This window comes from Brevundimonas sp. GW822-FHT03E11, from assembly GCF_058801445.1.
In genome coordinates this window covers 126,431-138,801 of record NZ_JBXANG010000005.1, presented here as the reverse complement: position 1 = coordinate 138,801, position 12,371 = coordinate 126,431, and the positions used below count along the sequence as shown (strand labels likewise).

Sequence of the window (12,371 nt, the reverse complement as noted above, 5' to 3'; positions counted from 1 at the left end):
CAAGGCCCCTCGCGGAAAGGCGCCCGTTACAGCACACGGGGCGCCGCCGCAACCGAACAGCGCCGGTTCATCGCCGGAATCCGCGCCCCGCCGCCTTCAATCTCTGCCGTCCAGCCTCTAACATCGACCTATCGCGCGTCCGTCTGAGTCGCGCCGCCGGAGCCTGCCTGCGCCGTGACCGACGTGGCCGAACACGACCTGACCGCCGAGATCGCGCGCCTGCGCGCCGAGCTGGACGCCTGGAAACAGCGCGCGGCGGCGGCCGAGGCGGCGGCCGATCACGACGTCCTGACCCCGGCCCTGAACCGTCGAGGCTTCGTCGCCGCCCTACAAAGGGCCATGGCCTATTGCCAGCGGCATGAGGTGCCGGCAGTCCTGCTTTATCTGGATATGGATGGGTTCAAGGGGGTCAACGACCGCCTGGGTCACGCCGCCGGGGATGCGGCGCTGGTGGCCGTTGCGCGGATGATGATCGGCCATCTGCGGGAATCCGACGCCGTGGGCCGCCTGGGCGGTGACGAATTCGCCCTCTTGATGCTGAACGCCGGCCAGGAAGACGGGCGGGCCAAGGCGCGACAGCTGGCCGAGGCTCTGGAGACCGAAGGCTTCGTCTGGAACGGCGAACGCACCCCCCTGGGGGGCTCTTTCGGGGTCCGCGCCTGGGACGGCCATACGGACGCCGAGGTCTGGCTGACCGAGGCCGACGCCGCCATGTGGGTGCGCAAGAAGGGGCGCTGAGGCCCCTTCCCCGCCTTCCGTCCTACAGGGGCAGGCGCAGCTGGACGCCGCCCATATGGCTGTCGGCGTGTTCGCCGTAGCGACCACGATAGGCCACCGACACCTTCACAGGGCCGACCGAGCCCTCCACCCCCGCCGAGGCCAGGAACTGGCCGCCGAAGGGTTCCTCCACCTCACGCTCCAGCACCTGGGCCGGATTATTGTACAGGCCGACGCGGACCGGATCCGAACTGTCGTCCAGGGCGTCGCGATAGCCGCCCTCGGCGAACAGGGCGAAACGGCCCATCTCCGCCTCGGCCCGCAAAGCGACCTCGCCGCTGATCGCCTTCATCTCGCGATCTTCGTACTGGTACTGGGCGGCGACGCCCTGCTCCCAATAGCCGTCGACGTCGCTGGTCGCCCAGGTGACGGCGGCGCGAGGCGACAGGGCCACGCCCCCCATCTCGAACCACATCCCGCCCTGCAGCCGCGCCCCGGTGCTGAGCGCGCGCGTCTCGGCTGTGTGAACGAGAGGCGCCAGGCTGGTGAAGCGCTTGATGTCGTCGATATTGTCGCGCGCCACCCCGACCGCCGCATTGACGAACAGGTCGCCCGAGCGCCAGCCGCCGTACAGGTCCAGGCCGAAACTTTCGACGCTGAAGGTCAGGGCCTGGCTTTCGACGTCGCTGGTGCGGGCCGTCCCGGCCATGCCGAAACGCCAATGCTCCGACGGACCGGCCTCCAGGGCGATGCGAGCACCCCAGCCGTCGCTGGACGAATCGGTGACCGAGCCGCGCGCATCCGTCTCGACGCTGTCGACCATGGCCGAGGCGGTGATCGCCACGCCCGCCTCCCAGGCCTCGCGGCCGGACAGGGCCTCGCTGGCCGCATCCAAAGCGTCCTCCCGATGCCGGAAGGCGGTCTCCCCCTGCAAGGCCGCCTGGGAACCGATATCGCCGTAATAGAGGTAGTCGGTCGCCAGTCGGGCGATGATCTGGTGCCCCGTCGCGGTCGGATGCACCCCGTCGAAGTAGAAGTAGCTGGCGGGATTCGAACAGACCGTCACCCCGTTGAAACAGGCCTGGGTGACGTTGGTCACACCGAACTGGCCGGGATTGGCCGCCAAGGTGTCGCCGATCTTGAACAGGTCCATCATGATGATGTTGCTGCCCGGACGGGCGGCCGCCGTTGTGTTCAGGCCCGTTTGCAGGGCGGTGTTGAAGGTCGTCACCGCATAGTCGGCCAGGGGCGCGGCCGTCGTACCGCGGAACTGCGGCGTCAAACTGAGCTTGGGCAGGTTGGTCACCAGGATGGTCCCCGCCCCCGCGCCGGCGACGCTGTTGACCAGGCTGTTGACGTTGGCGGCGGCGGTCGTGGCGACCGGCGTGATGGCGGCGACCGGGTTGGACGAGGCCCCGGCGGCGGGCAGCCCCTGGAAGATGTCGTTGGCGCCGCCCAGGACGCTGACCAGATCGGTCGCGGCGAACCGTCCGCCCCGACTGGTGTAGGCGGCCAACTGGGTCAGCATGCCGGGCGGCGGGCCGGCCGACGAATCGGTGCGGGCGCCGCCGAAGGCGTAGTTGATGCTGCCGCTGACCGAGCCGGTGAAGTTGGCGGCGTTGAAGCCCAGCAACTCCGTAAAGACCGGGCCGGTGGAGAATCGGCCTTGATAATAGGGCGGCGACGGCGGCTGCGTGCCGGCCGAGGCCAGATAGAGATTGCCGTTGTCGCTGAGGCTGTCGCCGAAGACGACCAGCCGATTATAGGTCTGGGCCGAGGCCGAACCGGCGAAGGCGCAGGCGACGAGCGCCAGGGCCGCGGCGGCGGCGCCGTTGAGATAGCGTGACATATGTTCCTCCCACAGCCGTCTGTGTCGCGGCCGTTAAGCCGGAGGATGCGCCACTCTGCGAAGAGCGCAAGATGCCGTTACGTCAGCATCCGGCGGAATATGTCGGAGACGCCTAATGCAGGGTGCGGAACTTCAGGGTGCCGGGCACCGTCTTCAACGTCCGCAGGCCCTCGGGATCATAGTCCCGGTCCACGTCGGTGATGACATAGCCGGTGCGCTCGTCCGTCTTCAGATGCTGCCCCAGGATGTTGAGCCCCGCCGCCGCCAGAGCCCGGTTCAGCTCGGCCAGGACGCCCGGCTGGTTCTTGTGGATGTGCAGGATGCGGTGCGCGCCGGAGACCTCGGCCAGTTGCACATTCGGCAGATTGACGCTGAAGGTGGTGTCGCCCCGGTTCAGATAGCCCAGCAGGCGCTCGGCCGCGAACTCGGCGATGGCTTCCTGGGCCTCCTCGGTCGATCCGCCGATGTGCGGCGTCAGGATCATGTTCTTCAGCCCCTGAAGCGGGCTTTCGAATGGGTCGGAATTGGTGCGCGGTTCTTCCGGGAAGACATCGACCGCAGCCCCGGCGATCCGGCCGGACCCCATGGCCTGGGCCAGGGCGCCGACGTCCACCACATGGCCGCGCGACAGGTTCAGAAACAGCGCCCCCTCCTTCATCCGGGCGAACTGGGTCGCGCCGAAGATGTTGGCGTTCTCGCGCCGCCCGTCGACGTGCAGGGTCACGACATCGCTCTCGGCCAACAGGGCGTCCAGCGACCGCATGCGCCGGGCGTTGCCCAGAGCGAGCCGTTCCGACAGGTCGTAGAACAGCACCCGCATGCCCAGGTTCTCGGCCAGCACCGACAGCTGGCTGCCGATGGCGCCGTAACCGACGATGCCCAGGGTCTTGCCGCGCAGCTCTTTCGATCCGGTCGCCGACTTGTTCCATTTTCCGACGTGCATGGCGGCGGACTTGTCGGGCACGTCGCGCATCAGGACGATCATCAGGCCGACGGCCAGTTCCACGACCGAGCGGGTGTTCGAATAGGGGGCGTTGAACACCGCCACCCCGTGATCGGCGGCGGCCTCCAGGTCGATTTGGTTGGTGCCGATGCAGAAGGCGGCCACCGCCATCAACCGATCGGCCTCCTCCAGCACCCGGCGGCTGACGGTGGTCTTGGAGCGGATGCCCAGCACATGTACGCCCTTGATGGCGGCGATCAGATCGTCCTCGTCCAGGGCGCCCTTCATGGTCTCGACGGAATAGCCGGCCTCCTCCAGCCGCTCGACGGCGACGGGGTGGATGTTCTCCAGCAGCAGCATCTTCATCCGGCTGCGCGGAAAGGACCAGCGGCCGGACAGGCCCTCGGCGTGCAGCACCTCGTCCAGGGATGCGGCTTCGGCGTCGGCGACCTCGATCACCGACGGACGACGCGCGACCTCGGTAAAGGCGTAGAAGGCGTCCGCCGCCCCGGCCAGCTTGACCTCGGCGTCGTTCCAGCCGTCGCCGACCATGACGACGCGACCCGACAGGTTCAGCCCGTGAATGACCGCCGGCTTGCCGTCGGCGTGGGACAGGGGATTGGCGTCGTCTACGCCCGTCACCCGCCCGTCCGCGTCATAGATCAGGTCGTTGCACAGCACCCGGTCGGGCGAAACGCCCAGCAGTTCGGCCACCGGCGCGATCACCTCGCGGAAGCCGCCGGACAGGATGACCACCCTGCCCTTGTGCTGCTGGAAGAAGTTCAGATTGCGCCGCACCGAGGCGGTCAGCCGGTCGGACGCGCGCTCCGCCAGGGACTGCACATGGTCGCGGGTCAGGGGCAGCAGGGCCAGACGCCGACGCAGCGCCTCCCCAAAAGCGAGGTCGCCCGCCATGGCCTGATCGGTCAGGGCGGCGATCTCGGCCCGCGTCGCCTCAGCCTGGGGCGCGTCGGCCAAGGCGAGGTCAGCCAAGGCTTCCAGTGTCTCGAAATCGACCAGGGTCGAATCAAAGTCGAAGATCAGGGTGGGGCGCGCAGTCATGGAGCGCGTCTTAGACGCCTTCGCGCCTGCGGCAAAGCCGAGGCGTGCTGAAGAAGGCGATCAGTTGCGCTTAATCCTTGCCGCCCGCCGCGATATTCCGAGCTGCGGACGGCAAGAAATCTCAGAACCGGGCGATACGGCGCACGCGGCTGTCCGGCCGGCGGCTTTCCAGAACGACGGCGCCGATCGCAGCCGCAAGGGTCGCGACGGCGAGCAAGGCCCCGCCCTCCCGTGCATGATCCCGGGCGTAGGCGCCGGCTTCATCGGCGTAGTGACGCGCCTTCTTGCCCTGTTTCTTCAGCGCCTTCTTGGAGCCCTTACGAGTTGCGTGGAACCAGCCGTCGGCGCGGGCGCGGGCGTAACGGGCGCCGTCGGCGGCCCGGTGACGCGCTTCGCGCGACCATTCGCCGGCGCGCTCGCCGGCCCATTCCCCGGCGTCTTCGGCCCGGTGGCGGAAAGCGTCCACGGCGTCATGCAACCGGTCGCGGAGATCGGCCGTATCGACCCAGGCGCGGGGATTCATCCGCATCTTGATCCGCTCATAGCGGGTAGGGCCGCTGCGCTGCGACAGATAGATGGCCAGACCGGCGCCGACCAGAAGGGCGGCCAGGGTCCCGGCGCTGACGCCCGGATGTTTGCGGACTTCGTCCAAGGCGTTGAAGTTACGGACCATAGGATAGTGAACCTCTTCATCCAGACCGTTCGCGGTCGGGTCACGGCGCCCGCCGTCGTTCGGCCGATAGGCGGAACGGCGGTTCCGCATCAGCGAAGGAGCGAACCGCGCCAAAAACGGTTCCGCCCCACCCGACCGGATCAGATAGAAAGATGCCTGGCTTGGGCGCAGGCGCAAGCCCTTGAGGCGCGGCCGGCGGGATGTTGGGGGCGCCTCTTACCAAGCCGGTCTCGGGCGCCTAAATAGCCCCGATCCCGAAATGACGCCTTCCAAGGACCTTGCCGTGACCGATCACGCGCCCCAATCCGCTGTTTCCGACGACCTGGCCGCCGCCTTCCAGATCGAGGGCTGGCCCGTGCGCGGTCGCCTGGTTCGGCTGGGCGCGGCGATCGACACCATACTGGCCGCCCACGCCTATCCTGAGCCGGTCGCCGCCCTGCTGGGCGAAGCCTGCGCCCTGGCGGCCCTGATCGGCTCCAGCCTGAAGTTCGAAGGCCGGCTCCTGGTCCAGGCCCAGGGCGACGGGCCGGTGCGCTATGTCGTCGCCGACTATGGCACGGACGGCTCTCTGCGGGGCTATTGCCGCTATGACGAGGACGAGGTGGCGGCGGCCTCTCAGGGCTTCGCGCGGCCGGGCGCCCGGACCCTGCTGGGTCAGGGCGTTTTCATCATGACCCTGGACCGCGGTCCTGATTTCGAACGAACGCAAGGCATCACCCCGATCGAGGGCGAGAGCCTGTCCCTGTGCGCCGAACACTATTTCCAGCAGTCAGAACAGGTGCCGACCAAGGTGCGCCTAGCCGTCGGCTCGGTCCAGACCGGCGCCGGGGTCCAGTGGCGCGCCGGCGGGGCGATGATCCAGATCATCGCCGGCGACGAGACGCGCGGCTCGACCGAGGAAGTCTGGGACCGCACCCGCGCCCTGTTCGGCACCCTGGCCGACGACGAACTGATCGACCCCACCATCACGCCCGAAACCCTGCTGTTCCGCCTGTTCCACGAGGACGGGGTCCGGCTGGAGGGTGCGCGACCGCTGACGGCCGTCTGTCGGTGTTCCAAGGACCGCATCGCCTCGGTCCTGGCCTCCTTCGACCCGGCCGAACGGGCCGAAATGATCGAGGACGACGGGCGTATCCACGTCACCTGCGAATATTGCGCCACGGTCTACGCCTTGGAACCGGACGAGGTGGTGGCGGCCCAGATCTGATCGGGCATTCAGGCATGGTGTTTGCGACCTGGGGGACGGAGGACCGTCCCTCTGACCGAATTCGAGACATCGCCATGAAAACCGCCATCGCCGCCGCCGCCGCACTGGCCGCTCTGAGCGTCGCGCCTGTCGCCTTCGCCCAGACCGCCACCACGACCACCACCAGCAACACCTGCCGCCCCACCGACCCCTGCTATGACGCAGTCTGGAGCAAGTCGATCGCCAACACCCAGCGCATCGACGGCACGAACTCGATCTTGAACGCCACGGTCAACACCACAATCGGTCACGCCGCCGACACCGTGACCGCCGCCGCCACCTCCATCGGCAACAACTTCAAGGCCGAGGGCCGGTCGGTCGAATCCCTGTCTTCGAACCAAGTCTTCCAAGGCGAGGCCTACGCTACGCTGAACGCCAAGATCGGCGACGCGGCCTCGGACGTCACCCTGAACTCCAGCGCCATCGCCAACAACACGTCGGTGGACGTGGCGCAGGCGGGCCGCATCGATCTGAACCAGCAAATCCTGAACCGCGATCCGTCGGCCGTGGTCAACGCCGAGCTGGGTTCGGTCGGCGGCGATCTGACCGTCAGCGCCATCGCCGGCGGCAACATCGCCAATGTGACCGCCGACGTGGCCAACCTGTCCTCCAACCAGTTCGCCCACGCCGCGCCTCTGAACGCCGTGACGAACCTGTCGGTCGGCGCCGTCTCCGGCAAGATCGACGCCGCCGCCACGTCGATCGGCAACAGCCTGACCGTCAAGGGCTTCTGATCCTACGGCGGGACGCGGCCGCGGTCGCGTCCCGCCACAGATCAGGCGAGGAGACTTAAATGAGACACCGGCTGCTTGCGCTCTCCGTTCTGAGCCTTCTCGCCGCTGCAAGCGCGGTTCAGGCCCAGTCCAGCGTCGCCCAGATGGAGGCCGGATACGGTGGGGCCCGCCGCACCCTGTCCACCGCCTTCAATCCGTCCACCCGTGATGCGAACAACAACCGCGTCATCATGAACGGGGTGATCCAGGACGGTCAGGGCGGAAGCCAGATCAACGTCAACGCCAACGGCCAGACCTCCGGGGCGGACTTCTTCCGCTCCGGCGCAGACAGCTTCACGGCGGGGGCCCTGACCGCCAGTTCGACGGCGATCGGCAATCAGATCAACGTCAACGTCAACGGTTCCTGGAACACGGTGGTGCTGGATTCGACACAGATCAACAACGCCCCGATCAATGCGACCACCACAGTGACCGGACGCAACACGACCGGACAATAGGTCTTCGATCAGGGAAGGCTGGACGCCCGTCGGTTCGCCGACGGGCGTTTTCGTTTTCCGGGCGAATTTCCCGCTGGCCCGAACGGTGCGTTTCAACCGTCGAGAGACCTAAGACTGTTCAGGAACGACACATGTCGCCGATCGCCCTTCGCGCCGCCGCGCTCGTTATCGCCGCTGGTCTGGGACTGACGCCCGCCCTGGCGTCGGCTGAGACGCGCCAGAACTATGTCCCGCCGATCGGCGACGCCCCTGTCACCTCCAATCCGACTCCTTATACACCTGCCTTGACCTGCCTGGCGGAACGTGCGGCGGGACGCCCGGCCCCGCGCATCTCGGTCGGCCGGATTTCCGACCTGACGGGGCGCGTGGATTTCGACACTGGCGCCAAAATCCCCCAGGGCGCGGCCCTGTTCGCCATCACCGCCCTGGGTAAGGCGGGCGTTCCCGTTGTTGAACGGCTGGACAATTCCGTCGCGGAGATCGAGCTGAACTACGCCCGCCAACATCTGTTGTCGGACACCCCCGAACGGGCGGGCTCCGACCCTCAGAACTTCCGCCCCATCTATGCGGGCCAGATCGCGGGGTCGCAGTACTACATCGTCGGCGGCGTCACCGAGCTGAACTACAATATCGCCTCCTCCGGTCTGAAGGCCAGGGTCGGAGAGGCGGCCGCAGCCGGGGTGCGGGGCACGGCGTCCACGACCGGCTATGTGATGAACGTCGCCGTCGATCTGCGCCTGGTGGACACCCGCACACAGCAGGTGATCGACATGGCCTCTTTCCAGAAACAGGTGACTGGGCGCGACGCCAGCCTGGGGCTGGTCGGGACAGTCGGAGACTACGGCGCCAATCTGAACGGCGGACGCGGCGCCATGGAGCCTTTGCAAGCGGCGGTGCGCACGCTCGTCGAGCGGGGCGTATTTCAGCTGATCGCCAATCTTCAGGGCGGGAACGCGACCGCCGACTGTCTGAACCCGGCCGCCAATCCGTCCGGTCCGACGCTGCCGACCTACGCCACCCTGCCCGGCTCCTGACGCTTTCCTGAATCTTCACGGATTTGGGGTATTCGAGGCGCCATGCAGCGCCTGTCGATACAAATGACCGCCGCCCTGTGCGTCGCGGCCGTTGGAATGTCCGGCTGTGTCGGCGCCCATTACGATCCGGCGACCGGGCTTTACGCCCGCACCCTGGGGGGCGCGCCGGCGACACCGAACCCGACGCCCTACACTCAATCGCTGGAGTGCCTTGCACGGGCGGCGCGCGCCCAGAGCCTGCGCGGGCCGACCTTGGCCGTGGGGGCCATTTCGGACCTGACCGGCAAGAACGACTGGGACACTGGACGAAAAGTCAGCCAGGGCGCCGCGCTTTTCGCCATGACCGCCTTGGGCCGAGCCGGACTGCCGGTGGTCGAACGCTATGACCGCTCCGTGTCCGACATCGAGCTGGCCTACGCCCAGACCGGGGCCCTGTCCGGGGCCCTGATCGGCGAAACTACGCCTGCCGCGACGATCGCGCCCCGGACGCCGTCGGAACCGGACCCCGAGGTGGTCTCGACCGTCGTTCCGGCCGATGCGACGGCTCTTGCCCCCCGACCGGTCCTGACCGGTCAGATCGCGGGTTCGCGCTACTACATCGTCGGCGGCGTCACCGAGTTGAACTACAACATCCGATCTTCGGGCGTCGACGCCGCCGGGGGCGAGGTGGACAGCCAGGGCGCCAAGGGCAGTTTCCGCAACAGCGCCTATGTGATGAATATCGCCATCGACCTGCGCCTGGTGGATTCCGTCAGCCAACAGGTCGCGGCCGTCGCCTCCTATCAGAAGCAGTTGATCGGCCGAGAGATCAAGGCCGGCGTCTTCGACTTTCTGGACGGCAACGTCTTCGACATATCGGGGGGCGCCAGCCAGTTGGAGCCGATGCAGCTGGGGATCCGCACCCTGGTGGAACGCGGCGTATTCGACCTGGCCAGCCACCTCTATGGATTGGACCGGTCCGCCTGCCTGCCCGACGGACTGGAGAGCGAAGACGGGGTCACGCCTCTGCTTCCCCTGGGTCCGCATCACTTCCTCATGGCCGAAGACGCGGCGCCCCGGATCGCCCGTGCGGTAGAGCCTGAAATCGAGCGACGCCTTGAGGCGGCGACGCCCATTCCCCTCCCCGTCCAGACGGCGTCAAATCGATCGGTTCAAGCCCATCCGGGGCCGGTGATCGAGCCCGGCACCTGGCGCGTCCGGCGCTGAGGGCTGATCAGCCTTCCAGATCCAGCGAATAGCCGGCTGAGCGGACCGTGCGGATCGGATTGGCGCTGTCGTCGCCGATGGCCAGGGCCTTGCGCAGACGGCCCACGTGGACGTCCACTGTGCGCGCCTCGACATAGACGTCCGACCCCCACACGGCGTCCAGCAGCTGCTCGCGGCTGAAGACCCGGCCCGGATGCTGCATGAAGTGATCCAGCAGGCGGAACTCGGTCGGCCCCAGATGGACTTCCTGCCCAGACCGCTTCACCCGATGGGAGACGCGGTCGATGATGATGTCGCCGTGGTTCAGGCGGTCGTCGGCAAGACCCGGACGGATGCGGCGCAAGACGGCGCGGATGCGGGCGATCAGCTCGACCATCGAGAAGGGCTTGGTCAGATAGTCGTCGGCGCCGGTATCCAGCCCCCGCACCCTATCGCTTTCCTCGCCGCGAGCCGTCAGCATGATGATGGGCAGGTTGCGCGTCTCGGCCTTGCCCCGGATGCGACGGCAGACCTCGATGCCCGACAGCTTGGGCAGCATCCAGTCCAGCAGAACGAGATCGGGCTGGCGCTCGTCGATCTGGAGCATCCCCTCCTCGCCGTCGGCGGCGACGGTGACGTCGTAGCCTTCCTTTTCAAGGTTGTACTGAAGCAGGGTCGCCAGCGCGTCCTCGTCTTCCATCACAAGGATATAGGGCTGCACGTCGGGCCTCCGGTCTCGGGTCAGTGCGTCGAAAGGTTCGGCGTCGGATCGGAATCTTCGGCCGTGGGTTGGGCGCGCGGGCGTTCGCCCACGATGTCTTCGCCGGTGATTTCGTAGTGCACGGTCTCGGCGATATTGGTCGCGTGGTCGCCGATCCGCTCCAGGTTTTTGGCCATGAAGAGCAGATGGGTGCAGGCCCCGATCGTGCGCGGGTCGCCCATCATATAGGTGAGCAGTTCGCGGAACAGGGCGTTGTAATGCTCATCGACCTCGTCGTCGGTCTGCCAGACGGCGACGGCGCGATCCAGCTCCGAGGCCGTATAGGCGTCCAGCACGTCCCGCAGCCGGGTCGAGACCAGCCGCCCCATCCGCTCGATCGACCGGGTCAGGGGTTGCATGGGCTCCCCCTCGGCCAGGATCAGGGCGCGCTTGGCGATGTTCTTGGCTAGGTCGCCGGTGCGTTCCAGGTCGGTGGCGATCTTCATGGCGCCCAGGGTGCGGCGCAGGTCGCTGGCGACCGGTTGGCGCAGGGCGATCAGGCGAATGGCTTTCTTTTCGATATCACGGTGCAGGGCGTCGAGCTTGAGGTCCCGCTCGACCACGGCGCGGGCCAGGGCGATGTCGCGCCGGGCGACAGAGTCGATCGCGTCTGCGACCTGGGCCTCGGCGAGACCGCCCATGCGGGCGATCTCGGCCGTGATCTGATTCAGCTCGTCGCCGTAAGCCTTGACCGTGTGCTGGTTCATTAGCCGAAGCGTCCCGTGATGTAGTCCAGGGTGCGCCGCTCGCGCGGATTCTGGAAGATGTCTTCGGTGTCGCCGGTCTCGACCAAACGCCCCATGTGGAAGAAGGCCGTGCGTTGCGACACCCGGGCCGCCTGGGCCATGGAGTGGGTGACGATGACGATGCAGAACCGCTCGCGCAGTTCGTCGATCAGCTCTTCGATCCGGGCGGTGGCGATGGGATCAAGCGCCGAGCAGGGCTCGTCCATCAGGATCACTTCGGGGTTCACGGCGATGGCGCGGGCGATCACCAGACGCTGCTGCTGGCCGCCCGACAGGCCCATGGCCGAGGACTGAAGGCGATCGGCCACTTCATCCCAAAGGCCCGCGCGTTTCAGGGCGCTTTCGACCACGCCGTCCATCTCGGACTTCGCCGAGACCAGGCCGTGGATCTTGGGGCCGTAGGCGACGTTTTCGTAGATCGATTTGGGGAAGGGGTTCGGACGCTGGAATACCATGCCGACCCGCGCGCGCAGCAGGACCGGGTCGATGGAGCGGTCGTTGATGTCTTCGCCGTCCATGGCGATCCGCCCCGTGACCTTGGCCCCGGAGATGGTGTCGTTCATGCGGTTCATGGTCCGCAGGAAGGTCGACTTGCCGCAGCCCGAAGGACCGATCAGGGCCGTGACCGTCTTGTCTGGTATGTCCAGCGACACCTCAAAGAGGGCCTGTTTGCCCTCGTAGAAGACCGAAACGTCGCGCGCGGCGATCTTGATCGGGCCGGTGGGCGGCGTAGCCACGACCGTCTGGTCCGCCTGGCGCGAAGATTCGGCGGCGGCCTCGATCCGGTCTGCGTCGCCAGCCGTTTCGGACGCTTCGCTCACGGCCGCAGGCAGAACCTGACCGCCCATGCGCACGGCGTCGGTCGGATCGGCCGTCCCGGCGCCGGTCTGGTCTTCAGCAGAACGGAAGATGCGAGTTTTCATGC

General features: G+C 67.4%; 12 protein-coding genes. 6 read left to right on the top strand and 6 right to left on the bottom strand.

The genetic code is table 11. From position 1 onward, the window contains the following. The first annotated feature begins 174 nt into the window (after window positions 1-174). Entirely contained in the window at window positions 175-738 is a 564-nt protein-coding gene (locus tag AC1RKE_RS10425; RefSeq protein WP_054765410.1) for a GGDEF domain-containing protein, read from the top strand. A gap of 22 nt (window positions 739-760) precedes the next feature. Here the strand turns inward: AC1RKE_RS10425 and AC1RKE_RS10420 are convergent, their stop codons facing one another. From AC1RKE_RS10420 to AC1RKE_RS10410, 3 genes are all read right to left on the bottom strand, one after another. After that, the gene (locus AC1RKE_RS10420) at window positions 761-2,566 is read right to left on the bottom strand and encodes an autotransporter domain-containing protein (RefSeq protein ID WP_348682999.1); all 1,806 of its coding nucleotides are present in this window, start codon (window positions 2,564-2,566) and stop codon (window positions 761-763) included. Window positions 2,567-2,678: 112 nt separating this feature from the next. Continuing rightward, on the bottom strand, window positions 2,679-4,571 hold the full coding sequence (gene serA, locus AC1RKE_RS10415; RefSeq protein ID WP_462934497.1) for a phosphoglycerate dehydrogenase: 1,893 nt from the start codon (window positions 4,569-4,571) through the stop codon (window positions 2,679-2,681). Window positions 4,572-4,692: 121 nt separating this feature from the next. Next, window positions 4,693-5,244: a YtxH domain-containing protein gene (locus tag AC1RKE_RS10410; RefSeq protein ID WP_054766904.1), complete on the bottom strand. Its 552-nt coding sequence runs from the start codon at window positions 5,242-5,244 to the stop codon at window positions 4,693-4,695. A gap of 283 nt (window positions 5,245-5,527) precedes the next feature. Here AC1RKE_RS10410 and AC1RKE_RS10405 point away from each other — a divergent pair, with 283 nt between their 5' ends. The 5 genes from AC1RKE_RS10405 to AC1RKE_RS10385 all read left to right on the top strand — a co-directional run bounded on the left by AC1RKE_RS10405 (window position 5,528) and on the right by AC1RKE_RS10385 (window position 9,961). Next, window positions 5,528-6,451, top strand: a complete 924-nt coding sequence (locus tag AC1RKE_RS10405; protein WP_054766903.1) for an Hsp33 family molecular chaperone — start codon at window positions 5,528-5,530, stop codon at window positions 6,449-6,451. Between the two features lie 74 nt (window positions 6,452-6,525). After that, window positions 6,526-7,224: a hypothetical protein gene (locus AC1RKE_RS10400; protein WP_054765407.1), complete on the top strand. Its 699-nt coding sequence runs from the start codon at window positions 6,526-6,528 to the stop codon at window positions 7,222-7,224. Window positions 7,225-7,283: 59 nt separating this feature from the next. Further along, a complete protein-coding gene (gene hfaA, locus AC1RKE_RS10395) occupies window positions 7,284-7,721 on the top strand; it encodes a holdfast anchoring protein HfaA (RefSeq protein ID WP_182713917.1) in 438 nt (145 codons plus the stop codon). 131 nt (window positions 7,722-7,852) lie between these two features. After that, a complete protein-coding gene (gene hfaB / locus AC1RKE_RS10390; RefSeq protein ID WP_348685331.1) occupies window positions 7,853-8,755 on the top strand; it encodes a holdfast anchoring protein HfaB in 903 nt (300 codons plus the stop codon). Window positions 8,756-8,797: 42 nt separating this feature from the next. Then, a complete protein-coding gene (locus AC1RKE_RS10385; protein ID WP_395941999.1) occupies window positions 8,798-9,961 on the top strand; it encodes a CsgG/HfaB family protein in 1,164 nt (387 codons plus the stop codon). Between the two features lie 7 nt (window positions 9,962-9,968). Here AC1RKE_RS10385 and phoB read toward each other — a convergent pair whose 3' ends face one another. Genes phoB through pstB form a run of 3 tightly spaced genes read right to left on the bottom strand, consistent with a single transcriptional unit; the run spans window position 9,969 to window position 12,369 of the window. After that, entirely contained in the window at window positions 9,969-10,661 is a 693-nt protein-coding gene (gene phoB, locus AC1RKE_RS10380) for a phosphate regulon transcriptional regulator PhoB (RefSeq protein ID WP_152949895.1), read from the bottom strand. A gap of 20 nt (window positions 10,662-10,681) precedes the next feature. Continuing rightward, window positions 10,682-11,407 (bottom strand): phosphate signaling complex protein PhoU, encoded by a 726-nt coding sequence (gene phoU, locus AC1RKE_RS10375; RefSeq protein ID WP_054765402.1) that lies wholly within the window; start codon window positions 11,405-11,407, stop codon window positions 10,682-10,684. Continuing rightward, complete coding sequence (gene pstB, locus AC1RKE_RS10370; protein WP_054765401.1) at window positions 11,407-12,369, bottom strand: phosphate ABC transporter ATP-binding protein PstB; 963 nt, start codon at window positions 12,367-12,369, stop codon at window positions 11,407-11,409. Before pstB ends, phoU begins: the two co-directional genes overlap by 1 nt. Window positions 12,370-12,371: the final 2 nt, after the last annotated feature.